Origin of the sequence: Bacillus sp. EE-W1 (assembly GCF_009760835.1) — a bacterium.
Taxonomy (GTDB): domain Bacteria; phylum Bacillota; class Bacilli; order Bacillales; family Bacillaceae_G; genus Bacillus_A; species Bacillus_A wiedmannii.
Window position 1 is genome coordinate 168,665 of sequence record NZ_WIPE01000052.1, and the last position, 24,700, is coordinate 193,364.

Annotated in this window: 27 protein-coding genes, 1 pseudogene and 1 riboswitch; of the genes and pseudogenes, 23 read left to right on the top strand and 5 right to left on the bottom strand. The window is 34.4% G+C overall.

From position 1 onward, the window contains the following. Nucleotides 1–18: 18 nt before the first annotated feature. From phnX to cbpA, 7 genes are all read left to right on the top strand, one after another. Nucleotides 19–813: a phosphonoacetaldehyde hydrolase gene (gene phnX, locus GFJ36_RS06030; protein ID WP_097890397.1), complete on the top strand. Its 795-nt coding sequence runs from the start codon at nucleotides 19–21 to the stop codon at nucleotides 811–813. Nucleotides 814–828: 15 nt separating this feature from the next. Continuing rightward, nucleotides 829–1,926 (top strand): 2-aminoethylphosphonate--pyruvate transaminase, encoded by a 1,098-nt coding sequence (gene phnW / locus GFJ36_RS06035; RefSeq protein WP_097890395.1) that lies wholly within the window; start codon nucleotides 829–831, stop codon nucleotides 1,924–1,926. Then, nucleotides 1,923–3,107 (top strand): saccharopine dehydrogenase family protein, encoded by a 1,185-nt coding sequence (locus tag GFJ36_RS06040; protein WP_088608353.1) that lies wholly within the window; start codon nucleotides 1,923–1,925, stop codon nucleotides 3,105–3,107. Before phnW ends, GFJ36_RS06040 begins: the two co-directional genes overlap by 4 nt. 40 nt (nucleotides 3,108–3,147) lie before the next feature. Beyond that, on the top strand, nucleotides 3,148–3,930 hold the full coding sequence (locus GFJ36_RS06045; protein ID WP_000117659.1) for a DeoR/GlpR family DNA-binding transcription regulator: 783 nt from the start codon (nucleotides 3,148–3,150) through the stop codon (nucleotides 3,928–3,930). A gap of 429 nt (nucleotides 3,931–4,359) precedes the next feature. Further along, entirely contained in the window at nucleotides 4,360–6,660 is a 2,301-nt protein-coding gene (locus tag GFJ36_RS06050; protein ID WP_097890393.1) for an NEAT domain-containing leucine-rich repeat protein, read from the top strand. Nucleotides 6,661–6,908: 248 nt separating this feature from the next. Further along, nucleotides 6,909–7,538 (top strand): class II aldolase/adducin family protein, encoded by a 630-nt coding sequence (locus tag GFJ36_RS06055; protein WP_048545015.1) that lies wholly within the window; start codon nucleotides 6,909–6,911, stop codon nucleotides 7,536–7,538. Between the two features lie 124 nt (nucleotides 7,539–7,662). Then, nucleotides 7,663–8,286 carry a cyclic di-AMP binding protein CbpA gene (cbpA, locus tag GFJ36_RS06060; RefSeq protein WP_048545012.1) on the top strand — a complete coding sequence of 208 codons (624 nt, stop codon included), beginning with the start codon at nucleotides 7,663–7,665 and terminating at the stop codon, nucleotides 8,284–8,286. Between the two features lie 66 nt (nucleotides 8,287–8,352). Here cbpA and GFJ36_RS06065 read toward each other — a convergent pair whose 3' ends face one another. Further along, complete coding sequence (locus GFJ36_RS06065) at nucleotides 8,353–9,123, bottom strand: divergent polysaccharide deacetylase family protein (protein ID WP_046958227.1); 771 nt, start codon at nucleotides 9,121–9,123, stop codon at nucleotides 8,353–8,355. Nucleotides 9,124–9,520: 397 nt separating this feature from the next. Between GFJ36_RS06065 and GFJ36_RS06070 the strand changes: the two genes are divergently transcribed. Next, on the top strand, nucleotides 9,521–9,802 hold the full coding sequence (locus GFJ36_RS06070; protein WP_000495532.1) for an aspartyl-phosphate phosphatase Spo0E family protein: 282 nt from the start codon (nucleotides 9,521–9,523) through the stop codon (nucleotides 9,800–9,802). Nucleotides 9,803–9,831: 29 nt separating this feature from the next. Here GFJ36_RS06070 and GFJ36_RS06075 read toward each other — a convergent pair whose 3' ends face one another. Further along, complete coding sequence (locus tag GFJ36_RS06075; protein WP_088608351.1) at nucleotides 9,832–11,328, bottom strand: DUF3149 domain-containing protein; 1,497 nt, start codon at nucleotides 11,326–11,328, stop codon at nucleotides 9,832–9,834. A 194-nt stretch (nucleotides 11,329–11,522) separates the two neighbouring features. Between GFJ36_RS06075 and GFJ36_RS06080 the strand changes: the two genes are divergently transcribed. The 4 genes from GFJ36_RS06080 (at nucleotide 11,523) to GFJ36_RS29410 (ending at nucleotide 14,713) form a co-directional block, all read left to right on the top strand. Continuing rightward, on the top strand, nucleotides 11,523–11,969 hold the full coding sequence (locus GFJ36_RS06080) for a MarR family winged helix-turn-helix transcriptional regulator (protein ID WP_000203344.1): 447 nt from the start codon (nucleotides 11,523–11,525) through the stop codon (nucleotides 11,967–11,969). A gap of 160 nt (nucleotides 11,970–12,129) precedes the next feature. Beyond that, the gene (locus tag GFJ36_RS06085; protein ID WP_087984813.1) at nucleotides 12,130–13,824 is read left to right on the top strand and encodes a M3 family oligoendopeptidase; all 1,695 of its coding nucleotides are present in this window, start codon (nucleotides 12,130–12,132) and stop codon (nucleotides 13,822–13,824) included. 138 nt (nucleotides 13,825–13,962) lie between these two features. Continuing rightward, nucleotides 13,963–14,496 (top strand): DinB family protein, encoded by a 534-nt coding sequence (locus tag GFJ36_RS06090; protein ID WP_087984814.1) that lies wholly within the window; start codon nucleotides 13,963–13,965, stop codon nucleotides 14,494–14,496. Nucleotides 14,497–14,596: 100 nt separating this feature from the next. Further along, nucleotides 14,597–14,713 carry a DUF6254 family protein gene (locus GFJ36_RS29410; RefSeq protein WP_000038254.1) on the top strand — a complete coding sequence of 39 codons (117 nt, stop codon included), beginning with the start codon at nucleotides 14,597–14,599 and terminating at the stop codon, nucleotides 14,711–14,713. An 11-nt stretch (nucleotides 14,714–14,724) separates the two neighbouring features. On the opposite strand, the gene GFJ36_RS06095 is transcribed toward GFJ36_RS29410, so the two are convergent. After that, nucleotides 14,725–15,933, bottom strand: coding sequence for an ATP-binding protein (locus tag GFJ36_RS06095; protein ID WP_097890391.1), 1,209 nt, complete (start codon nucleotides 15,931–15,933; stop codon nucleotides 14,725–14,727). 207 nt (nucleotides 15,934–16,140) lie between these two features. Next, nucleotides 16,141–16,184: riboswitch (PreQ1 riboswitch) on the top strand. Nucleotides 16,185–16,277: 93 nt separating this feature from the next. Here GFJ36_RS06095 and queC point away from each other — a divergent pair. From queC to queF, 4 genes are read left to right on the top strand one after another with little or no spacing between them, the layout of a single operon-like run. Next, nucleotides 16,278–16,940 carry a 7-cyano-7-deazaguanine synthase QueC gene (queC, locus tag GFJ36_RS06100; protein ID WP_000711595.1) on the top strand — a complete coding sequence of 221 codons (663 nt, stop codon included), beginning with the start codon at nucleotides 16,278–16,280 and terminating at the stop codon, nucleotides 16,938–16,940. After that, nucleotides 16,940–17,431: a 6-carboxytetrahydropterin synthase QueD gene (queD, locus tag GFJ36_RS06105; protein WP_000368411.1), complete on the top strand. Its 492-nt coding sequence runs from the start codon at nucleotides 16,940–16,942 to the stop codon at nucleotides 17,429–17,431. Before queC ends, queD begins: the two co-directional genes overlap by 1 nt. Next, a complete protein-coding gene (gene queE / locus GFJ36_RS06110; protein WP_000036302.1) occupies nucleotides 17,424–18,140 on the top strand; it encodes a 7-carboxy-7-deazaguanine synthase QueE in 717 nt (238 codons plus the stop codon). The genes queD and queE overlap by 8 nt, the downstream gene beginning before the upstream one ends. Nucleotides 18,141–18,158: 18 nt before the next feature. Next, nucleotides 18,159–18,656 carry a preQ(1) synthase gene (queF, locus tag GFJ36_RS06115; protein ID WP_000918895.1) on the top strand — a complete coding sequence of 166 codons (498 nt, stop codon included), beginning with the start codon at nucleotides 18,159–18,161 and terminating at the stop codon, nucleotides 18,654–18,656. Between the two features lie 55 nt (nucleotides 18,657–18,711). On the opposite strand, the gene GFJ36_RS06120 is transcribed toward queF, so the two are convergent. Beyond that, on the bottom strand, nucleotides 18,712–18,897 hold the full coding sequence (locus GFJ36_RS06120; RefSeq protein ID WP_001165081.1) for a YkvS family protein: 186 nt from the start codon (nucleotides 18,895–18,897) through the stop codon (nucleotides 18,712–18,714). A gap of 263 nt (nucleotides 18,898–19,160) precedes the next feature. Between GFJ36_RS06120 and GFJ36_RS29020 the strand changes: the two genes are divergently transcribed. Then, nucleotides 19,161–19,316 carry a hypothetical protein gene (locus GFJ36_RS29020; RefSeq protein WP_063261962.1) on the top strand — a complete coding sequence of 52 codons (156 nt, stop codon included), beginning with the start codon at nucleotides 19,161–19,163 and terminating at the stop codon, nucleotides 19,314–19,316. Between the two features lie 88 nt (nucleotides 19,317–19,404). After that, nucleotides 19,405–20,007 (top strand): histidine phosphatase family protein, encoded by a 603-nt coding sequence (locus GFJ36_RS06125; RefSeq protein ID WP_097890387.1) that lies wholly within the window; start codon nucleotides 19,405–19,407, stop codon nucleotides 20,005–20,007. Nucleotides 20,008–20,044: 37 nt separating this feature from the next. Here GFJ36_RS06125 and GFJ36_RS06130 read toward each other — a convergent pair whose 3' ends face one another. Next, complete coding sequence (locus GFJ36_RS06130; RefSeq protein WP_097890385.1) at nucleotides 20,045–20,623, bottom strand: GNAT family N-acetyltransferase; 579 nt, start codon at nucleotides 20,621–20,623, stop codon at nucleotides 20,045–20,047. A 245-nt stretch (nucleotides 20,624–20,868) separates the two neighbouring features. On the opposite strand from GFJ36_RS06130, the gene GFJ36_RS06135 reads away from it, so the two are divergent. From GFJ36_RS06135 to GFJ36_RS06155, 5 genes and pseudogenes are all read left to right on the top strand, one after another. After that, nucleotides 20,869–21,063, top strand: a complete 195-nt coding sequence (locus tag GFJ36_RS06135; RefSeq protein ID WP_000356682.1) for a hypothetical protein — start codon at nucleotides 20,869–20,871, stop codon at nucleotides 21,061–21,063. A gap of 25 nt (nucleotides 21,064–21,088) precedes the next feature. Next, nucleotides 21,089–21,406, top strand: coding sequence for a hypothetical protein (locus tag GFJ36_RS06140; protein ID WP_000502198.1), 318 nt, complete (start codon nucleotides 21,089–21,091; stop codon nucleotides 21,404–21,406). 476 nt (nucleotides 21,407–21,882) lie between these two features. Next, nucleotides 21,883–22,242, top strand: a complete 360-nt coding sequence (gene nrdI / locus GFJ36_RS06145; protein ID WP_000634376.1) for a class Ib ribonucleoside-diphosphate reductase assembly flavoprotein NrdI — start codon at nucleotides 21,883–21,885, stop codon at nucleotides 22,240–22,242. Next, nucleotides 22,229–23,356 (top strand): annotated as a pseudogene (locus tag GFJ36_RS06150) (ribonucleotide reductase N-terminal alpha domain-containing protein); the annotation flags it as partial. The gene nrdI and the pseudogene GFJ36_RS06150, both read left to right, overlap by 14 nt. Before the next feature lie 383 nt (nucleotides 23,357–23,739). Next, a complete protein-coding gene (locus GFJ36_RS06155) occupies nucleotides 23,740–24,690 on the top strand; it encodes a ribonucleotide reductase large subunit (protein WP_306295567.1) in 951 nt (316 codons plus the stop codon). Nucleotides 24,691–24,700: the final 10 nt, after the last annotated feature.

The following is a 24,700-nucleotide window of genomic DNA, read 5'->3' on the forward strand; positions in this document are numbered from 1 at the left end:
AGAAGGGTGATGGATTAGATGAAAGTAGAAGTAGTTATTTTTGATTGGGCAGGTACAACAGTTGATTACGGATGTTTTGCACCACTGGAAGTATTTATGGAGATTTTCCATAAACGCGGTGTTGCAATTACTGCAGAAGAAGCCCGTAAGCCAATGGGATTATTGAAAATTGATCATGTTAGGGCATTAACAGAGATGCCTCGTATTGCGAGTGAGTGGAATCGTATTTTCGGACAATTACCAACAGAAGCAGACATTCAGGAGATGTATGAAGAATTCGAAAAGATTCTCTTCACTATTTTACCGCGCTATGCGTCGCCGATTAATGGAGTAAAAGAAGTGATTGCTTCTTTACGTGAAAGAGGAATTAAAATTGGTTCAACGACTGGTTATACGAGAGAAATGATGGACATTGTAGCAAAAGAAGCAGCACTACAAGGGTATAAACCTGATTTTCTTGTAACACCAGATGATGTTCCAGCAGGTCGTCCGTATCCGTGGATGTGCTATAAAAATGCGATGGAGCTTGGTGTATATCCAATGAATCATATGATAAAAGTTGGAGACACGGTATCAGATATGAAAGAGGGAAGAAATGCTGGTATGTGGACAGTGGGTGTAATTCTCGGCAGTAGCGAACTCGGCTTAACTGAAGAGGAAGTGGAGAATATGGATCCGGTAGAACTTCGTGAAAAAATAGAAGTAGTTCGCAATCGTTTCGTTGAAAATGGGGCGCACTTTACGATAGAAACGATGCAGGAACTCGAAAACGTAATGGAACATATCGAGAAACAAGAACTTATTATTTCATAAAAGGGGAATAGGATCATGACTGAAAATCACTATTTATTATTAACGCCTGGACCATTAACAACAACCAAAACAGTAAAAGAAGTTATGTTATACGATTGGTGTACGTGGGATGCTGAATATAACAAAATGGTACAAGAGGTAAGAGCTAAGCTTGTATCGTTAGCAACGAAGGAAGAAGGGGCATATACAACTGTTCTCATGCAAGGAAGCGGTACGTTTTCAGTTGAAGCAGTGATTGGATCTGTCGTTCCTAAAAATGGAAAGCTGCTCGTATGTACAAATGGTGCGTACGGTAAGCGAATTGTACAAATGGCAGAGCTGTTACATATAGATGTCGTGGTCAGTCAAACAGAAGAGTGGGAGCCTACTAATATTGCAGAGGTAGAAAAGATATTGCAACAAGATAAAGAGATTACACATATTGCAGTTGTTCATTGTGAAACAACAACAGGTATTATCAATCCAATTGTAGATGTATGTAAATTAGGGAAGCAATACGGAAAAGTAACACTAGTTGATGCAATGAGTAGTTTTGGTGGTATTGAAATAAATATCGCTGAGTTGCAAATTGACTTTCTAATTAGTAGTGCGAATAAATGTATTCAAGGGGTTCCTGGATTCGGCTTTGTTATTGCAAAGCGCGATGAATTGGTGAAATGTAAAGGGCAGGCACGTTCATTATCATTAGATTTATTTGATCAGTGGGAAACGATGGAAAATCAAAATGGGAAATGGCGTTTTACGTCACCTACACATGTTGTACACGCTTTTTATCAAGCACTACTTGAATTAGAAAAAGAGGGCGGAGTAGAAGCGCGTTACAATCGATATTATAACAATCAAAAAATATTAGTGAATAGAATGAGAGAAATCGGATTTAAGCCACTAGTAGATGAAAAATATCAATCGCCTATTATTACATCCTTCATTTATCCAGAAGAGGGGTTTGATTTTGGACAGTTATATAATGAATTAAAGTGCGATGGGTTTGTTATTTATCCAGGTAAAATTTCAAAAGTAGATACATTCCGTATTGGGAATATCGGTGATGTACATGAGGCAGATATCCATCGCTTAGTTGATAGTATCGCTAAAGGAGTTGTTATAGGTTGAAAGTATTTTGCTTAGGTGGAGCAGGTAAAATTTGTCGTGAAGCAATTTTAGATTTAGTGCAATTTTCATCTTTTGAGGCGATTACAGTAGCTGATTTTAATGAAGAAGAGGGCCTGAAAGTAGTAGAATGGCTCAACGATCCTCGTGTTGATTTTGTGAAAGTAGATGTAACGAATCACGAGGATACGGTTGCAAAAATGAAAGGTTATGACATTGTAATGGACGGTACGACAATTAAGTTAAATGGATTGTCTACTCGATGTATTGCAGAAGCGGGTTGTCACGGTGTGAATTTGAATGGATTTGGTGAAGAAAATGAATCTCATTCTATATTTGCTCAAAATGAAAAAACGTGTTTACCTGGTTTTGGTATGACGCCAGGTGTAACGCAAATGATGGCAATGCATGCAGCAAATCAGCTAGATACTGTAGAGTCAGTACGTGTAAGTCATGGCTCGTACCGTCCAATTGCTTTTTCTGCATCAATTACAGAAACAACGACATATGAATATGATCCACATTTACCATCACGTACAGTATATGAAGATGGTGAGTTTAAGCAAGTACCTCCGTTTGCACGTCCAAGAGAAATTGAATTACCGGCGCCTTATGGTAAGGCAACGCAGTATATAATACCGCATTCTGAAACGATTACGTTAGCAAAAGCATTAGAAAATAAAGGCGTCAAACTGATAGAGACGAGAGGAACTTGGCCAAAGCAAAATATGCAGCTCGTACGTGCTTTATATGATTATGGTATATTGCGTAATGATCTGGTTGACATAAATGGGAAAGAAATTGGTATTATGGATTGTATTTCGAAGTATTTATTGCAATCGAAAGAAGGGAAAGAAACAGAAATTTACGGTTATGCACTTCATGTAGAAGTAATAGGTATGAAAAATAATGAGAAACAAAGGCACATATTATATCATACACACCCGTTATCTGATGGTTCTGTTGTAGGGTGGGAAAAATTAAGAGCTTATACGAGAAACGTCGGTATTCCATTTGGGATTGCTACAGAGTTAATCGCAAAAGGGAATGTAAATAAAGTTGGTGTTGTGACACCTGAGGAAGCTTTTGTAAATCCACAAATTATTTTTGATGAACTAAAAAAGCGTGGTATTCATATTCATGAAGAAATTTTAACTGAAAAAGAAAGTTATAACTTTGTATAAGTAAGGCAGTGTATGAGGTAGAAATCAACGGGGTGAAGCTATGTCTGTAGTAGGTGAAGAAAGAAAGCGAACCATTCTTGAGAAGGTAGAGTTTAAAGGGAAAGTAAAAGTTTCAGAGTTAGCGAGAGAGTTTGCTGTATCAACAGAGACGATTCGTCGTTATTTAGAAGAATTGGATCGTGAAAAGAAGTTGAAGAAAGTGTATGGTGGAGCCGTCCAACTTCCGGGAGCTGGAATAGAGGCACCAATGTTAGAACGAGAGATGCTGCATATAGAAGAGAAGAAGAGAATTGGGTATAAAGCAGCAACGTTTGTGGAAGATGGGGATGTGATTGCGATTGATGATGGAAGTACACCACTTCAAATGGTGCCATATCTTGTTCATCGTAAAAATTTAACGATTGTAACAAGTTCATTTCCAGTAGCTACACAATTAATTTCTTCTATTAATAAAAAGATGTTTCACGGTGAAGTTTTATTTATTGGTGGAAAAGTATCTCCAAAGCATTCACGTGTGTCAGGTTCTATTTCGCAGCAAGTAATCCAGCAATTTCATTTTCATAAAGCATTCGTTTCGATTGATGGATTGTTACCTGGTTTTGGGGTTTCTAGTTTTGAATTAGAAAAGGCGAAACTGTCAGAAGCGATGCTGAAATTAGCGGAGAAAACATATATTTTATGTGATCATACAAAAGTAGGGGTAAAAGGAAATTACCGAATAGCAGCATTTTCACGTATTCAACATGTAATTTGTGATAAGAAAATGCCCTATAGTTTTGAAGAGGAAGTCAAAAATCATAATATTCAATGGACAATTTGCTAAATAAATTGAACTCCCACCTGTTTTTGAGGTGGGAGTTTTACTGTCCGCAAATAGCGGGATAAAAGATTTGTATGTATGCAAAAAGTGGACACATTTTCTCATCTCTTTCATATAATTTACCAATACAAAAAAAGTTGGTCGAAGGAAAGAAGGGAGAAGCATGTCAGAACGGATATATAATAAACTTGTATTGTATGCAAATATTTTGCAAAAAATTGGTTTTATTAATGAAAAAGAAAAAAGTGAAATTCTTCATACGCTAGGTAAAAAGGCCCTTTGATTAAAGGGTTTTTTATTTTTTATCTTTGGAAATATAAACTTAGTGTAATATTACCATTGACAATGATAATGATATTCATTATCATTTATTTGTAGATAATTGATAACGTTTATCAATTATGAAAATTATATATGATAGGGGATATTATTTTGAAAAAAAGTTATATTAAGGCGCTAGTAGTAGCCACAACATTAGCAATTCCATTTGCTACATACTCTACTCCCGCATTAGCAGCACTAAAAGCTGAAGCGAACCAGTCGGTGGCAGCAGCTAGTGAACGTACATACGATACTGAGATTAAAATATATAAGGATCAAAAAGATGAGCCATCTATGGTTTCTCAGTACATAAAAAATCCTAAAGTAGCAATTGAAGATGGGAAAAAAATCGTTACTGTAACAATACAAGATAGCGATTATTTTCAATATCTTAGAATAGAGGATAAAAACCAACCTGGTGTATTTCAAGATGTGAAAGTTTTATCAGAAGATAAGAGGAAAAATGGAACGAAAGTGGTCCAATTTGAAATTGGCGAATTTGAGAAGAAGCATAATATGCAAATGCATATACTTATTCCGGCCATCGGATATGATCACAAATATCAAGTTCAATTTGAAATTAAAGATTCAACTGTAGGTGACAAAGAAACAGAGAAACCAGATGATAACTCTAATTCAGGCAATACGGAAACGGATCGTCCAGTTGATAGTCAAAATATGATAACAGATAACAAATTAAGAGAACTTGTTAATAAAAAAGTATTTAATAGAAAAGATTTAAATACACCAATTACGAAAGAGGAGTTATTACAAGTAAAGGACTTGTTTTTAAACACGAATGAGATTCTTGATTATAGTGCATTAAAATATATGCCAAATTTAAAATCTTTAACAGTTGCGAATGCGAAGATAACAGATCCGTCGTTCTTTGCTAATTTAAAGCAATTAAATCATTTAGCTTTGCGTGGTAATGAATTTTCAGATGTAACACCACTTGTTAAGCTGGATAATTTAGCATCTCTTGATTTGAGTAATAATAAAATTACAAACGTTGCACCACTCGTTGAAATGAAAAATGTAAAAAGTTTATATCTATCAGGCAACCAAATAGAAGACGTAACAGCATTAGCGAAAATGGAACAACTAGATTACTTGAATTTAGCAAATAATAAAATTACGAATGTTGCTCCATTAAGCGCGTTGAAAAATGTAACATACTTAACTTTAGCAGGTAATCAAATTGAAGATATTAAACCGTTATATTCATTACCTTTAAAAGATTTAGTATTAACGCGTAATAAAGTTAAAGATTTATCGGGTATTGATCAAATGAATCAATTAAATAAATTATTTATCGGTAAAAATCAAATTGAAGATGTGACACCACTTGCTAAAATGACTCAGCTTACAGAATTAGATTTACCTAATAATGAGTTAAAGGATATTACTCCATTATCAAATCTAGTAAACTTACAAAAACTTGATTTAGAAGCAAATTATATTTCAGACTTATCGCCAGTTAGTAAGTTGAATAAGTTAGTATATTTAAGTTTTGTTGCAAATGAAATCCGCGATGTTAGACCAGTAATAGAACTAAGTAAGAAGGCTTATATTAATGTTCAAAACCAAAAAGTCTTTCTAGAGGATACAGAAGTAAATAAAGAAGTAAAAGTACCTATATACGAAAAAGACGGCGAGGTATCTACAAAAATCCGTCTGAAGAGTGATGGTGGTACGTATAGTAATGGTGTAGTGAAATGGAGTACACCAGGTGAGAAAGTATATGAATTTGGAGTGAAAGATCCATTTGCAGATACAGGTATTTTCTTTACAGGATCTGTAATTCAAAATGTAGTAGAAAGTAAAGGGGACAACAATTCTAAAGAAAACAATACTTCTAAAGAAGATGAAAAAGTAGAAGTAGTAGAATTTAAAGATGTACCAAAAGGACATTGGTCAGAAGAAGCAATTCATTATTTAGCGAAAGAAAATATTTTCAAGGGATATGGAAATGGACAATTTGGATTTGGGGATAGTATTACTCGTGGACAAGTTGCGTCTTTAGTACAAAGGTACTTGAAATTAGAAAATAAAGTAGAGCAGAAAGAGAGATTTACAGATACGAAAGGGCATATGTTTGAGCAAGAGATTGCCACAGTTGCGCAAGCTGGAATTATGCAAGGAGATGGTACTGGGGAGTTCCGTCCAGATGGAGTATTAACTCGATATGAAATGTCAGTAGTATTACAAAAAGTATTTCAGTTAAAGGGAAATGAAAAGAGTGTAGAGAGCTTTACTGATGTGCCAAAAGGTCATTGGGCAGAAGGCTATGTGAAAGATTTAGCGGATAATAATATATCAAAAGGTGATGGAAAAGGAAACTTTTTAGGTGATGATTTCGTAACACGTGAACAATATGCACAGTTTTTATATAACGCAATAAAGAAATAAAAGATGAGAAAATACGTTATTCTTTGATTTAAAAAGAATAACGTATTTTTTATGTACAAAATGAAATAGGGAATAGACAGAAGTATAGATATATGGATGGCCCATTTTAAAGAAGAGCTATGAAACTATATTGACAAAAAGGCGTTATCATGTGATAATTCAATTAAATTTTTAGAATAATCAAAAAATACTCCTTTTACATAGAAAGGATTCGAACATTATATAAATATTATGCCGGGGGTGACGAAATGTTATTTTTTCTAAAAAAATGGAATGAATTAAAAGATGTGAAATCTGAATTGGCACTTCGTGATTGGTTTTATGGTACAAAAATTAGTTTATCACTCTGTACGTCAAAAGAGCCGTTAACTTTTTTAATAAACGTTGAGGGAAGAGATAAAGGGTTATTTTCAGAAGAAGACTTTATTGTTGTTAATTGTATGTGTGAGCCAGTATTTGAAAATGAAGAAAAACCAGCTGCAGAATCGTTTATGCATGCGGATATTTATAAAAAAAGTAGTGCAGAATGTATTTTACAAGTGCAGACTGTAGATAGTCATTTAATATCAGAGTTATATGGAGAAGAAGGGGAAGTAACATTCGATAAACGTAGTGTGGAACGTGTTTTTGGAAAAGAAGGTATAACAGAAATGACAATTCCCATTGTAGAAGATGAGAAGAAATTTGCTGATTTATTAGAAAATAATGTACCGAATTTTATTGAAGGTGGAGGAGTAGTTCTTGTTCATAATTATGGCATGATTGTGTGGGGGAAAACTCCAGAAGAAGCGAAAAAATGGCTAGAGGGTATAGAATATTTAATGAATTACCATGTAAAGTTGTTAATGATAAAAGGTGCAAAGAGCTCTGTTATATAAAATGTTTGTGATGTCGTTACAAGTCAATAAAAAATGAAAGCGTTTTAAAAATAATTTCACTCATAAAATATAGGTCTCCTTATTATATATAGATTACATGTTGACATGTAAGGAGGAACATATTTTGCGAGTTAAATATCATTTTCTGCCAAAACAGCAAGTAACATTTTGCAAAATGAACGATTCAGGTGAAGAGGCTTTGCACATTATGAATGAAACGGGATTTCGAGCAATCCCTGTATTAGCAGAAGATGAAAAGAAATTCATAGGGATTATTTATAAAGTAGATCTTTTAGAAAAGAAGTGTAATAGCGGATTAGAGAAATTAAGTGCGGAACATATGCTGGGAGATTCCTCCGCATTTATTTTTGAAAAGGATTCTTTTTTTAGAGCATTTTATGTTATTCGTAGACTTCCATTTTTAGCTGTGCTAAATGACTATAATGAATTTGTCGGTATCTTAACGCATTCCAATATATTTGATGTTATTGAAGATTCATTCGGTATGCGGACGGGTGGTTATATATTAACAATTGCAACACAAGATTGTAAGGGAACGATTAAAGAACTTGGGACATTGTTGAAAGCATTTAATATCGGTGGATTATTTACACTAGATAACGGTGATCAATATATTCGCCGCGTTATCGTAAATATAGCAGATGAGTTAAATGAAAAAAGATTAAAGCAATTAATCGAAAAAATAGAGAAAAAAGGATTCAGGGTGAGTCATGTAGATTATATTTAAGGTGAAAAGGAAAGGTACCAATTTGCTATATGCAGATTGGTACCTTTTTAGTGTAAGTAATGAATCTTATTTTGAAACAGGAGGTGGAGATAGTGCTAAATCAGATAAAAAAATAAAATCTGCATGCGCGCGAATGTTAGGAATAGAAGTTTCTATAACACGTGATGTAATTTCACCTGGAGGTCCAACGTGTCCAATAGCTACCATAATCGGTTTTTCTTGAAGTTTTTTAATGAGTAATTGGGCTTGTTTTGAAATATGTGCCGCCGTATACACATCATCAAAAAATAATTGATTTTCAATAATAGGCACTCCTAATTCTTTCCCGATTTTTGGGACAACACTCTTAGGATTTGTTTTGCTATCTAAATAAAATAAACCGTGTTTTTTACAAGCTGCAAGTATAAGTCGTACAATTCTTTCGTCCGCGGTCACTTTTGATCCCATATGATTGTTCATGCCAATTGCATGCGGTACTTCTTGAATCGCTTGTTCGAGTCGGTTATTTATTTCTTCGTCGCTTAAATCAGTTGTAATTGCTTTTGGTCCAAGCCATTCTTTTTTACCTTTAATAGGTTCCATTGGCATATGTATAATAACTTCGTGCCCTTTCTTATGAGCCGCTATCGCATCTTCCTTTGTGGAAGGGAGAAAAGGCATAACGGCAACAGTCAGTGGAATAGGAAGTGATAACATTTTATCAGTCCCCTTCATATTATTGCCGAAGTCATCAATGACAATAGCGACTTTGTTTGTATGGGCCTTTGCTTGAACAGGAAACAAGAAGGATGGTAAAAACATAGTAAATATAAGCAATGCAATCGTATATTTGCGCATATAAATATTTCCTTTCTATTTTATCCCGCTATTTGCGAGCAGTGAGGAATGGACAAAATCCCCAATGATTAAATTTCACTTTATCAATCATCATTATGTTTTGCGTTTTTATATAAATTAAACAAAAAATGTCGAAGAAAAGTATATGGAAAATAGAGAATCCGCTATTTAATTGGTATTTGTAAAAAAAGAAGATGAAAAAAATGTCTATTATTGCGAATGTATTTACAAAGATAGAATAATTTGTAATAATTCTCAAAGTGAGGGTAAAGATTTGTAAATTACAGGGAGAAAATGTTAAATTTTCTGATTCTTCAAATTCAAATATGATTAAGTAGTTAAAAGGCCGATGGAGAAGTAAAGTCGAGAGCACGGAAGTATAATAAGGGGGATATGGATGTTTACTGTAAAAAGGAAGTACACATTAGAAAAGCTTTCACGTGATATTCATATGAAACGTGAAGAAATGATTCAATTAGGTTTAACAAGTGGGTTAAATAGTATGGAGACAATTCAAGTGAGTCAAGAATTGGACAAGCTTATTTTACAGTACCAGTGTTATAAAGAAAAACAAACACCAAAATGGTTATCAATTATAAAGGTACCTATTTTTCAAATTGGGTATGAAGGGAAATCAAGTAATTTTTGGCGAATGCTTGTGGCTGGTTTTATGAAATAAGTATAATTACCCTTTTGGGATAAGGATAATTATACTAGGTGTAACGGAATTTCGATATGAACTGTCGTTCCTTCATTTTCTATACTATCAATAAAAATATGCCCATTGTACATCTCTACAATTCGTTTACATATGACAAGTCCAAGACCGGTTCCAGTATCTTTATTAGTAAAGAACGGATGAAAGAGGTGTTTTTGAATATGTTTCGGAATTCCCTTTCCAGTATCTGTAATTTTCAATTGTGCGTGTGTCTCATTGTTTGTTACGGAAATGGTCAGTGTGTCACCAGAATTCATGGCTTCAATTGCATTTTTTGTAATGTTTAAAACCACTTGTTTCATATGGTCTTTTGAGCAACGGATATGAACAGGATGGTCTGGCAAATGTAAATGGAATACAATGTTATGTAGATTCGCCTCAGATTGAATAATTAATGCTACCTCATTTAGAATGGTTCTCACATCATATGTTTGTTCAATGATAGCAGTTGGCTTTCCAAGAATAAGAAATTCGCTTACAATTTCATTAATCCGTTCTATTTCTTGTTCGATGATGGAAAAATAAAACTGATCTTGTTCATCTTTATATTTCTCTTTTAATAGAGCGACGAGCCCTTTAATTCCGGTAAGAGGATTACGGATTTCGTGGGCTGTACTAGCTGCAAAAGTTCCAACTAATTCAATTTTTTGTAGTTCATTTTGTTGTCTTTCCAGTTTTGTTTGACGTTTTAACAACATATATTGAGCAAGTAAAAATAAAATAGACATTAAAAATAAAGTAGCTATACACTCTATTGCAACCCACTGATATAAAGTTTTTTGATGGATAGGCAATGGAGAAACAGAGACCTTCCAATTTAATCTTTTGAGTGGGGTAGTAAGCATATTAGAATGCGCATCACTTGTTTCGTTATTATCATCGGTGAGAAAAACTACATCATGTTTATCAGTTACTTCAAAATGATATTGTGGCTTAATGGCATTTAAAGATGCTGAAATGTAGTCAAAGCGTAAACTTGCTAACAATAAGCCTGAGATTTCCTTCTGTTTATTGAAAATGGGAGAAGCAATCATAATAGCTTGATGTCCAAGAACACGATCTGTAATGACTGATGATACAGTTGTTTTCTTCGTTTGCAATACGTCTTGAATATATTTGCGATCTGAGACATCAACAGGTGGCCGGTCGCCTTCAGATGCGATTGTAATGATTCCTTCTGGTGTAGCGTAATATAAACCAGAAAAACGTGCATCGTTTCCATCTGTATCATGTACAATTTGTTTAACTCCATTTATATTTCCAGTCTCGGTTCCTACGACCTTTGAGAGCATTTTTAATGCGGAAATTGCTTCACCAAGGTGATGATCTAAATAGTCTCTATATAAAAAGAGAACCGTGTGAGCAGATAGTTTGTTTTCCTGCTTCATTTTATACGAATGATATGAATAAAATGTAGCACCAATCCCTATCGTTGGTAGGATAACAAGAACTATATATAAAACTATGCTGTGGAATTTGACTTTCAAATTTGGTACTCCTTCTTTTTTATTATCATTATATATAAACTATGTTAAAATTGTCATGTTTTTATTCAAGAATCATTCATAATATATTTGGGGAGAGGAAATGAATGAGTGAATACTCATTCGGAATTCAGATGAAGTACTAAGTTGTTTTTTCTTTTTATTACTGAGAATTTAAGTGAAGGGTTGAAAGTTGTATGACATCAAATAATGAACGAGAAGATATTTCTCAATCTTTAAAAGTATTTATTGCATTATCTCGTGTACATCGTTCTGTTATGGATACTACAAATAAATCTATACAAAGTAACGGGCTAAATCCAACTGAATTTGCTGTATTAGAACTGTTATATCATAAAGGCGGTCAACCACTTCAGCAAATTGGTGAGCGTATTTTAATAGCTAGTGGCAGCATTACATATGTTGTAGATAAGCTAGAGAAAAAGGGACTAGTAAAGAGAATTCCGTGCCCGAATGACAGACGTGTTATTTATGCACAACTAACTGAATCTGGAGAGAGCTTTATTGCTTCTATTTTTCCAGGGCATGAGCAAGTTATACATCAGTCTTTTGAAATGTTAACGAAAGAGGAAAAGGATGAATTACTAGCTCTATTAAAAAAGATTGGAAAATATGAAAAATAATAGTATGTTTCAAAAGAGCTTTGGATAAAGAAATCCAAGGTTCTTTTGTTTACATGTAATTATGACAGCATCTGCCGTATTTTGTTGAAGAATAAGAGGAGATTTGTAAGTAAGCATTGAATTATAGTAAGGATGCACATAATGGAGAGGAGGCTCGTTCATGTCATTTAAAGACTATGAATATAAACGGCCAAATATTGAAGAATTAAAAGAAAAGTTTACCGTTGCTTTAGAGAAGTTTGATAACGTAAAAACGGTAGAAGAACAAAAACAAGTCATCAATTCAATTAACGAAATTCGCAACGACTTCGGTACAATGGGGAACCTTTGTTACATTCGTCATTCTGTTGATACGACAGATGCTTTTTATAAGGAAGAGCAAGATTTCTTTGATGAATTCTCTCCAGTTGTACAAGGATATGGTACAAAGTATTATAATGCGTTAATTCATTCTCCATTCCGTGAAGAATTAGAAGCGTATTATGGAAAGCAATTATTTGCTTTAGCGGAGTGTGATTTGAAAACATACTCTGATGAAGTTGTGAAAGATTTACAATTAGAGAATAAATTGTCTTCACAATATACACAGTTATTAGCATCTGCAAAAATTGACTTTGCAGGAGAAGAAAGAACGTTATCGCAACTGATTCCGTTTATGCAAGGGAAAGAAAGAAGTGAACGTAAAGCAGCAAGTGAAGCATATTACGGATTTTTAGCTGAGAATGAGGAAGAGTTAGATCGTATTTATGATGAGCTTGTTAAAGTGAGAACGAAAATCGCCAAATCTTTAGGTTTCAAAAACTTTGTTGAACTTGGATATGCAAGAATGTACCGTACAGATTATAATGCGGAAATGGTGGCGAATTATCGTCAGCAAGTACTAGATTATATCGTTCCCGTTACAACGGAGTTAAGAAAACGACAACAAGCACGTATTGGTGTAGAGAAGTTAGCATATTACGACGAAAACTTTGAGTTTGCTACTGGTAATCCAACTCCAAAAGGAGATGCGGATTGGATTGTTAATCATGGGAAAACGATGTATAAAGAGTTATCGGCTGAAACGGATGAATTTTTCAATTTCATGCTAGATAATGATTTATTAGATTTAGTTGCGAAAAAAGGAAAAGCTGGTGGCGGATATTGTACATATATTGAGAATTATAAAGCGCCATTTATTTTCTCAAACTTCAACGGAACATCTGGCGACATTGATGTATTAACACATGAAGCTGGTCACGCTTTCCAAGTATATGAAAGTCGTAAGTTTGAAATTCCAGAATACAATTGGCCAACATATGAAGCATGTGAAATTCATTCTATGAGTATGGAATTCTTTACATGGCCATGGATGAAGTCATTCTTTGAAGAAGATGCAGATAAATATTATTTCTCTCACTTAAGTTCAGCACTTCTGTTTTTACCGTATGGTGTATCTGTTGATGAATACCAACATTATGTATATGAAAATCCAGAAGCATCACCAGAAGAGCGTAAGACAGCATGGCGTAATATAGAGAAAAAGTATTTGCCGCATCGTGATTATGAAGATAATGATTACTTAGAGCGCGGTGGATTCTGGCAACGTCAAGGACATATTTATAGCTCGCCGTTCTACTATATCGACTACACATTAGCACAAATTTGTGCACTGCAATTTTGGAAACGTGCAAGAGATAATAGACAAGAGGCATGGGAAGATTATGTGAATCTGTGTCAACAAGGTGGAAGTAAATCATTCTTGGAATTAGTAGAAGTTGCAAATTTAACATCACCATTTGCTGAAGGCTGTGTGAAAAGTGTCATTACAGAAATTGAAGCGTGGCTACGTGCGATTGACGACACAAAATTGTAAAAAACATGCGCTTTTTTTCACATGTTTAACATCGACATAACTAGAAAATGATGAGATAATAAAAGAAAATTCAGAATACTAAAGAGGTGTTTCTAATAAGGAGCACCTCTTTCACCAACAAAAAGGGGGGAAAGAATTATGCTTCAATCTAATATGGATGTGAGTTTAGAAAGTTTGGTGAACTCATTACAGTCTACTCGAAGCACGCTATTATCAGAAATTGAAATGTTAAATGATACAGAAGTGAATGTAAAGCCACGCCGTGATAAATGGAGTATTATTCAAATTTTGCATCACTTGCATTTAGTTGAACAATCAGTTACATCTGCCCTTGTATATGCTTTACAAAAAAATGAAAGAAACACGACTCCATTTAAAGACCTCCAACTTACGCTTGATCGCACACATAAACGAGAAGCTCCTCAGCAAATGGAACCAACAGAAACGTTAATGAAAAAACAGCAAGGAATTCAATTACTAGAACATTCACGACAAGAACTATTACACGCGCTTCATAGTGTGATAGATGAAAAAGATTTATTTGAAAATGGATTAAAGCATCCTATTTTTAATGATTTGAATTTGTATCAGTGGGTTCAATTTCTTGATTTGCATGAACAAAGACATCTTACGCAGTTAAAAGAGGCGAAACACGCAATTTTGCAACGATAATCAGAAGGAAGTGGGAGACCACTTCTTTTTTGATACGTGCATAGTTTTCTTTCTTATTTTGGAATACTACATGGAGAAAGAACAGAAGGAGTTGAAAAGTATGTCCAAGAAAAAGAAAGAAGAAGAGCGCGCGTGGAAAGCACGTAAAGAAAATCAAAAACCACATGGTAAAGTGAAAGCCTTTGCTGAATTAGTTGAAGGAACAGAAAAAACGTGATGAGTATTTCATCACGTTTTTTGTATGAGTGGAAAAGTTAATAAGAAGGTTGTACCTGTACCTTTTTCGCTTATAATATCAATTTTTCCGTTCATAGCTTGAATAACACTGAATACGACCATCATTCCAAGACCAGTTCCTTTTTCTTTCGTTGAGTAGAAAGGGGATCCAAGGCGTTTTACTTGTTCTTGATCCATACCAACTCCTGTATCTTTTATATACAATTGTATATGCTTATGCTCTGGAACTAAAGTGAGTACGAGATCACCGCCTGTAGGCATTGCCTCAATACAGTTTTTTAAAATATTTAATAAACATTGGTTTAGTTTTTGTTTTTCACCAGCGATATAGAAAGATGTACTTTGTTTGATATAGTGGATACGAACATTTGTTAAATTAGCAAGAGGTGTGATTAAAGATAAGGCATGCAATAATTCTTCCTCTACTTGTAACTGTTGTTCTTTTTCAATACTTGGTTTCGCGAAAGTTAAGTAGTCTGTAAGAACATGATTTGCTTGTTCGATTCCGTTGATGGCTATGTCGATATATAATTTTCGCTCTTGCTCAGTGCATGTATTTGACTGCAAGAGTTGTAAAAATCCTTTTGTTGAAGTTAATGGATTGCGAATCTCATGAGAGATGGACGCTGCCATTTCTCCAATTAAATGGAATTTTTCGGCATTCATAAGTTCGTTTTGAAGACGAACTTGCATTTGTAGTATGTGTAGCAAATATAAAATAAGGATTGTTCCAATTATTGTACATATTTCGTACACGATAATATGGGGTATGTAATCGGCGCTATTTGTAACCTCTGAGAGGAAAGAAGGTACCCAGCCCAAGCCAAATATGAGACTGTAAAAGATAGCGAGTGCTATTTTTATTCGATTAGAACTTCGGTTAAATAGTTTGTATGTTAATAGTAGAACAATAAACAGTAGAACCGAAGCGATAAGGGATGGAAAAACACCTATTCCCCCTAATAAGAAGCGGTATATGTTTAATACAGTTAAGATGGAAGCACCAGCAATAGGGCCCCCTGTTAATGTACCGACAATTAATACGATATGGCGCATATCAAATTGAAATCCATAATTTGTTTTTGCTCCGAAAGTAATACATAGTATGGTAGCGAGGCAACATAATGCAATAAATATAGCTGAATTTAATTTAGGAGAACGTTTCCCTTTTTGATTCCAAAATAAATGGTATACGAGCATTGTAACAAGGATGAATAATATATTTAGAAAGAGATAAATAATAAAGGGTTTCAGTGGGGTGCCTCCTCTCTTCTCGCATTAAATTCATCATACTATAAAATGAAAGAAATGAAATGAAAAATAGCGGAAAAATCAGAAATTTTTTCTGGTAGTATACAATATGTTACAATAAGCTTTGTCAATGAAAGAAGGAATTCCGTGCATTGCACGGGAGAGGTTCGCGAACTCCCTCTATAAAAAACTATGGAAACAACAATATCTTTAGGTATTGTTTTGTTTTTTTATTGTGACAGTTCAAGAACGTTCTTTCTTCTTATTCGTAGTAGAGAAGGAGAATGAGTGAAATGAAAAAAGAAAAGGCAGTTGTTGTTTTTAGTGGAGGACAAGATAGTACGACATGCTTATTTTGGGCAATAGAGCAGTTTGCAGAAGTAGAAGCTGTAACGTTTAATTACAATCAACGTCATAAACTAGAAATTGATTGTGCAGCGGAAATTGCGAAAGAGCTAGGAATTAAACATACGGTGCTAGATATGAGTCTATTAAATCAACTTGCTCCAAATGCGTTAACGAGAACGGATATGGAGATTACACATGAAGAAGGTGAATTGCCATCGACGTTTGTAGATGGACGAAATTTACTATTCCTATCATTTGCTGCTGTATTAGCAAAACAAGTTGGAGCACGTCATATTGTAACGGGTGTATGTGAAACTGATTTCAGTGGTTATCCAGATTGCCGTGACGTGTTTGTGAAATCGTTAAACGTTACTTTAAATTTATCCATGGATTATCCGTTCGTAATTCATACACCACTTATGTGGATTGATAAAGCGGAAACATGGAAATTATCAGATGAACTTGGAGCATTCGAGTTTGTTCGAGAAAAAACATTAACATGTTATAACGGAATCATTGGTGATGGTTGCGGTGAATGTCCAGCATGTCAGCTTCGTAAAGCAGGATTAGATACGTACCTACAAGAACGCGAAGGAGCAAATAACTAATGGATAATTTCTTTGGATTTCGCATCGTAGAAAATTTGCAAAAAATGGACAAGGATATTCAGCGTAAACAGCTCAAATATCATAATAAAAGAGTAATGGTCAGCAAGGAATTTACATTTGATGCAGCACACCATTTACACTGTTATGAGGGGAAATGTAAAAACTTACATGGTCACACATATAAAGTTGTATTTGGGATTAGTGGATATGTAAATGAAATAGGTCTTGCGATTGACTTTGGAGATATAAAAGAAATTTGGAAGAATGAAATAGAAATTTATTTAGACCATCGTTATTTAAACGAAACGTTACCAGCAATGAATACGACTGCTGAAAACATGGTCGTTTGGATTTATGAAAAGATGGCAGAAGCATTACTAAAAGATAATCGTGCGAACGAATATAAAGGAGCTCGTGTTGAATTTGTTCGTCTTTTCGAGACGCCAACTAGTTATGCGGAAGTAAGACGGGAGTGGATGCTCGATGAGTAAAATCCCTGTCTTAGAAATATTTGGTCCGACCATTCAAGGTGAAGGAATGGTTGTGGGACAAAAGACGATGTTTATCCGTACAGCTGGCTGTGATTATAGTTGCGCATGGTGTGATTCTGCTTTTACGTGGGATGGATCGGCTAAGGAACAAATTAGACAGATGACAGCAGAGGACGTTTGGAACGAGCTTGTAGAAATTGGTGGCGAAAATTTTTCTCATGTTACGATTTCAGGTGGAAATCCAGCATTGTTGAAAAATATTGAGTTTCTTCTTTCTATATTAAAAGAGAATGGAATGCGGACGGCAATCGAAACGCAAGGGAGTAAATGGCAAGATTGGTTACTTCAAATTGATGAGATAACGATTTCTCCAAAACCACCAAGTTCGACGATGAATACTGATTTTCAGAAGTTAGATGCTGTTATTCAGAAACTAGCAGGAAAAGATATTAGTTTAAAGGTAGTAGTATTTGACGATTATGACTTTGAGTATGCAGTTAAGATGCATGAACGTTATCCAGATGTTCCATTCTTCTTACAAGTAGGGAATGATGATACAAAAACTGTGGATGATGCGATGTTGATTAAAAAATTATTAGATAAATACGAGTGGCTTATTGAAAAAGCGGTTAACTGTAAAGAAATGAATAATGCAAAAGTATTGCCACAGCTTCATGCGTTAGTATGGGGAAATAAACGCGGAGTATAATGAGAAGGGATGTTTAAAATGGCAGGAAGATTAGATGAAGATTTAAAAGATGTAACTTTATTAGGAAATCAAAATACAAAATATTTATTTGAATATAGCCCAGAAATTTTAGAGGTATTTGATAACAATCATCCAAACCGTGATTATTTTGTGAAATTTAATTGCCCTGAATTTACAAGCTTATGTCCGAAAACAGGTCAACCAGATTTTGCAACAATTTATATTAGCTACATTCCAGAACAAAGAATGGTAGAGAGTAAATCTTTAAAGCTATATTTATTTAGTTTCCGCAATCATGGTGACTTCCACGAAGATTGCATGAACGTTATTATGAATGATTTAATTAAATTAATGGATCCGCGTTACATTGAGGTATGGGGGAAATTCACACCACGTGGAGGGATTTCAATTGATCCTTACTGCAACTACGGTCGCCCAGGCACGAAGTATGAACAAATGGCAGACTACCGTATGATGAACCATGATCTATATCCAGAAACAATTGATAATCGTTAATATATAATAGAAAGAAAGGATCTGTATGTTATACAGATCCTTTCTTTCTATTATATTATGCATTTTGATTAATGACAGTATAGTTTTTATGACTTACAACTGTAAGAGGTTCCATATCTAGTTCTCTAAAATTTTCCATAATTGTTATATCTACAATAACGGAGTTTTGATTTACTTTTTGAACACGGCCTTGCATTCCACCTTTAAATTCAATGATATCTCCAGTTTCTGCGATCTGCATAAGCAACTCTCCTTGTTACAGTTTTCCAAAAAAAGAATAATTTTGGTTTTTTTTTATTTCCTCTTATTTTGAACCATATTGTCTAGTTTGTAAATGTTTCCAAAGTAAAAATTCGAAAAATATTCACATTTTGTAAGAAAATATGCAAGAACTCCAAGTTATTAGAAAAAAAGAACGGTTTAAATGCGTGCATCTTTATATAGGGGTATAATGAAAAAATACAATAACCTACTAAAGTGGGAGAAATTAGAGGCGGTAAAATGATGTTTGAATTTGTGGGGAGTGTTATAGCATTAACTTTATTTGTATTTTCTTATATAAATTTAAAAAAGATTCGTCATCATGAAACGACTACATATTTTGATGGGATGGATGGTATACATGCTGGGGTCACAAATGAGAGTGGTGGGGATATGTAAAGGTGTATAACTTTCTTTTTTTGCGTGGTATGATATTTAAAAATAGTACATAATAGAGTTCGTAAGTGATGAATGGAGAGTGGAAAGAATGAAGATTTCTTTTATTCGTCATGGCCGCTTAGATCGTACTATAGAACCAATGACGGTTACATCCTTTCATGAATGGATGAAAGGATATGACTTACATACTATAACAGAAAAAGCACCTATACCAATGGAAACAATGGAAGCGGTTGAAGCAGCAAAGTTGATTGTAACGAGTGATCAAAGGTGTGCTATACAGTCAGCAGTTGAATTAATGAATTCTTTATCTTTTATGCAAAATTCTCTTTTTAGGGAAGCTGAAATTCCGACGAATTTTTATGCTCCAACATGGTTGAAATGTAAACCTAACGTATGGATGTTTATCGGGCGAACATTATGGATACTTGGTTACCATAAAGGTGTTGAGTCTTATAAGGAAGTAAGAGAGAGGGCAAGGCAAGCGGCTTACTTATTACACCGTTATGCTCTCGTACATGGAAGTATTGCTCTTGTAGGTCATAATTACATTAATGCAATGGTTGGTGCGGAGCTGAGAGCGATGGGATGGTCTGGTTCTCCTATTTTACATAGGAAGCCATGGGGATGTACAACCTATACATTCCACGAAGCGATGGATGGAAATATATTAAATACAAAATTAACATAAAAGCACACGATTTATATATAAATCGTGTGCTTTCTTTTTAAGATATAGAAATTTTGATGTTTAATGTTTTTACGAGGTGTGCATAAGGTTCGCCTACAAGCATAACGATTTGATCTTTTTTATAACCTAGTTTTTCATATAGTGAATAGGCACGTTTGTTTTCTAAATTAACAAGTAATGCGATTTTTTCATGCTCCTTTTCAGTTGCATGGATTTCAGCAGCTTCAATTAATTGAGAACCGATTCCTTTTCCGCCATATGCACTTGAAACTGATAATGTATCAATGTAATATTCATCAAGTTCAGCTTCTTTTTCTAATGTAATTGATTCATCTTTATGTAATTCTCTTAAGTAATGTACAATTGGTGCATCAAGACTTGTTGCTTCACTACCGTGATAAGCGACAATAACCCCAACTGCAACCCCGTTTTGTACATATACAAAACAGTTTTCATAGCTCAGTCGATTTCTCTCTTTTGAGAACCATGTTTCAAGTCCTAGTAATACTTCTGTCTCAACTGTGCTGCCTGTGATTTTTTCAGCAATTTCGTGCAGAGCGTTATATAATAAAGGTGCAATTGCCTTCGCATCTGTCTTTTTTGCTTTCCGAATCATAGTATCCCTCCTAATTCTATTTATATATTGTAGCATAGTGGTATGGAACTTTGCATAATTGAATGCTGAAATGATTGATATAGAGAAGTAGCTATGTTAGTATATGATATTTAGTGGACATATACTAAAGAGATCTTTTTTGAAAAATAATGAAAATGAAATGAAGGTATAGCACCTGGATAATTTTACAGTTGTTGACCTATAGAATATACGATAAAATAAAATATTGCATAGAGGTGAAATACATGGATAAAGAATTAGCAAATGCAATTTTGGATCAGCTGAAAAATGGTGAAATAAAGGAGTATGTTGTTACGAAAGATGTATTTTATACGTTCAGAGAAGTTGTAGTAAGTCGAGAAGATTTTAAACATATTATTGGGAACGCACAGCGCGGCGGACAAGTAATTTATACATATTCAGAAACGCCACGTTCGTAACTAGAAGAATATAGGGAGGAGAATTATGGGCGATTTTAAACAAGGCATATTACCGCATTGGGATTATATGTGGAAAGATAGAGCTGGCAATAGGTTTATGGGGATGGTCATGTATCCAGAGAAACGAAAGTGTTCGGCAAAAATGCTTCAGAAAATAAAAAGAGCATATGAAGAGGCTATAGAAATTAAAGTAACCGTACAAGTTCAACATACATATCAGTACGTAGAAGGAATGATTGTGTACTTTGATGAAGAAGCTCCTGTATGTACAATGATTGATAAAGATGAAAATCCACATCATATATTTGTAAAAGATATTTTGCGCATTGAGCACTCAGAATAATCTTTTCATAAATAAGTTGAATTTCCATAATAATAATCTTTTTCTATAATAGTTATCTTTTAGTATGTAACGCGAACCGAAAGTATATGTATAATATTTAATAAAGTAAAACTGATAAATGTAATCGTTTTTTAGAACAGATTATCGTTTCATGTCTGTTCTTTTTTGCGTGATGCTGGAGAAATATATTCCTCCAGCATTTGCCGTTTTATGACAAAATATATTGGTAACTTTTTTAAAAATAAGGTTAAATTCGTTGACAACTTTTTTGAAAAGCACTTTATTGACATGAGTTTTAGAATGTTGTTTCATAGTCATTGTATTGAAAAAAATCGACTGTCTTGTCGAAAAGTAAAATTTAAAAAAAGAAAGAATTTATACATATATCTTGTGTCTTATTTTGAAACGTAATACAATATATAGAGAAATCAAGAAACAACATACAGAGAGTATAGATTGGAGAGGGAGGGTCGGAAATGATAGTTGCATATGATTCTATGACAGGAAACGTGAAGCGTTTCATTCACAAATTAAATATGCCGGCCGTTCAAATTGGTGAAGATCTAGTAATAGATGAAGACTTTGTTTTAATTACGTATACAACAGGTTTTGGCAATGTACCAGAACGTGTTTTAGAATTTTTAGAGCGCAATAATGAAAAATTAAAAGGCGTATCTGCAAGCGGCAATCGTAACTGGGGAGACATGTTCGGTGCAAGTGCTGACAAAATTTCTGCTAAATATGAAGTGCCTATTGTATCAAAATTTGAGTTATCAGGAACAAATAATGATGTAGAATATTTTAAGGAAAGGGTGCGGGAGATTGCGACACATTGAACTGAATAATGAAATCACGCAAATGCAGGACGGTTTTTATCAGCTTCATAAAGATAAAGAGGCATTAGAAGTCTTTATGGAAGAAGCTAGAGAAAATACCGTTCATTTTAATAGCGTGGCAGAGCGAATGGAGTATATGAAAGAATATGATTACTATTACAACGTTCTGGACGAGTATAGCTTGGAGGAAGTAGAAGAGGTATATAACATCGCTTATGGTGAAAACTTTGAGTTCCAATCTTATATGGCAGCATCTAAGTTCTACAAAGATTATGCGTTAAAAACAAATGATCAAAAACAATACTTAGAAAGCTATGAAGATCGTGTAGCAATTGTTTCATTATACTTAGGACGCGGTGATGTTGCGAAGGCAAAACACTTCGCAAGCATGATTGTAAAACAAAACTACCAACCAGCGACACCAACCTTTTTAAATGCGGGACGAAGCAGAAGAGGAGAAATGGTGTCTTGTTTCTTGTTAGAGATGGATGATAGCTTAAATTCAATCGGCTTTAACATTAATACTGCAATGCAATTATCAAAAATCGGCGGTGGAGTAGCTTTAAACTTGTCTAAGCTACGTGCACGCGGTGAGCAAATTAAAGGTATCGATAACGCTGCAAGTGGTGTAGTACCTGTTATGAAATTACTTGAAGATTCGTTTTCATATGCAAATCAACTTGGGCAACGAAAAGGTGCCGGCGCAGTATACTTAAACATTTTCCATTGGGATATTATTGAATTCCTTGATACAAAAAAAATAAATGCCGATGAGAAGAGCCGTATTCAGTCTCTATCAATCGGAATTATCGTTCCAAGTAAGTTCTTTGAGCTTGCTGAGAAAAACGAACCTTTCCATGTTTTCGCGCCTTATACGGTGTATAAAGAATACGGAAAGCATTTAGATGATATAGACATTGATGAAATGTACGATGAATTAATGAGCAATCCGAAAGTGAAGAAGAAGCCGCTAGATATTAGTGCACGTGATATGCTTATTAAAATTGCTATGATTCAGCTTGAGTCTGGTTACCCATACTTAATGTTTAAATCAAATGCAAATAATCAACATCCACTGAAGGATATTGGAACTGTGAAGATGTCGAACTTGTGTTAAATATGTAGCACCTTCTAGTAGAAATGCTAGTCGAAAACTCCGTTAAACGGGGAAAGCCTCAAATTTGAGGTAACCTACCGTGCTAAATCTTATCTTAGAATGAAAATATAAAAGTTCAGAATGTATCTTATTATTTTGTATAGCAGAGTTATGGGACAACATAAAGTAATAAGATACATTCTGAAGTATGTAAGATAAGTAAAAGCCTAACGACTATCCCTTATGGGAGTAGAGCGCAAGCGATTGGCGTTCGAAAAGCGGAGCACCTAATCAGGTAATGCTGTAGGTGATGATATAGTCTGTCCTGTATGGTGACATACAGCAGTTGCATGAGCAACGGACTGAGGAGTAGCGGACTCGGTTGAACATTCGAGACAGAAATCTTCCAGCTTCAAGAAACTTCTGAAATAAATGATTACGGTACAGATGATATTATCCGTCGTGATATTAACTGTAATTTAGGATCGTTAAATATCGTGAATGTAATGGAAAATAAAGAAATTCGTGAAGCTGTTCATGCGGGAATGGAAGCTTTAACAGCTGTGTCTGATATGACGATCATTCCGAATGCACCAACTGTGAAAAAAGCAAATGATGAGCTTCATTCAGTTGGACTTGGCGCAATGAACTTACACGGATATTTATCAAAAAACAAAATCGCATATGAAAGTGCAGAAGCGAAAGAGTTCGCTCGTACATTCTTTATGATGTTAAATTACTACTCTATTGAAAAAAGTATGGAGATCGCTAAAGAAAAAGGCGAAACATTTAAAGACTTCGATAAGTCTGATTATGCGAATGGCACATACTTTGAAAAGTACGAAACGACAGATTACAGCCCAGTAACTGAAAAAGTTCAGCAACTATTTGAAGGAATTCATATTCCAACAAAAGAAGATTGGACAAGTTTAAAAGAGCAAGTGAAGAAGAATGGATTATATAATTCATACCGTCTTGCTATCGCTCCAACACAATCTATCAGTTACGTTCAAAATGCAACTTCAAGCGTAATGCCGATCGTAAGTCAAATCGAATCAAGAACATATGCGAATGCGACAACATATTATCCAATGCCGTATTTATCAAAAGATACGTTCTGGTACTATAAATCTTCTTACGATATGAATCAGTTTAAATTAATTGATTTAATCGCAGAAATCCAAGAACATATTGACCAAGGAATTAGTACAATTCTTTACGTTAATAGTGATATTTCAACACGTGAATTAGCACGTTACTACATCTATGCACATAAAAAAGGCTTGAAGAGTCTTTATTATACGAGAACACGTAAGTTAAGCGTGGAAGAGTGCGTAGCTTGTACCGTTTAATATAAAAAGT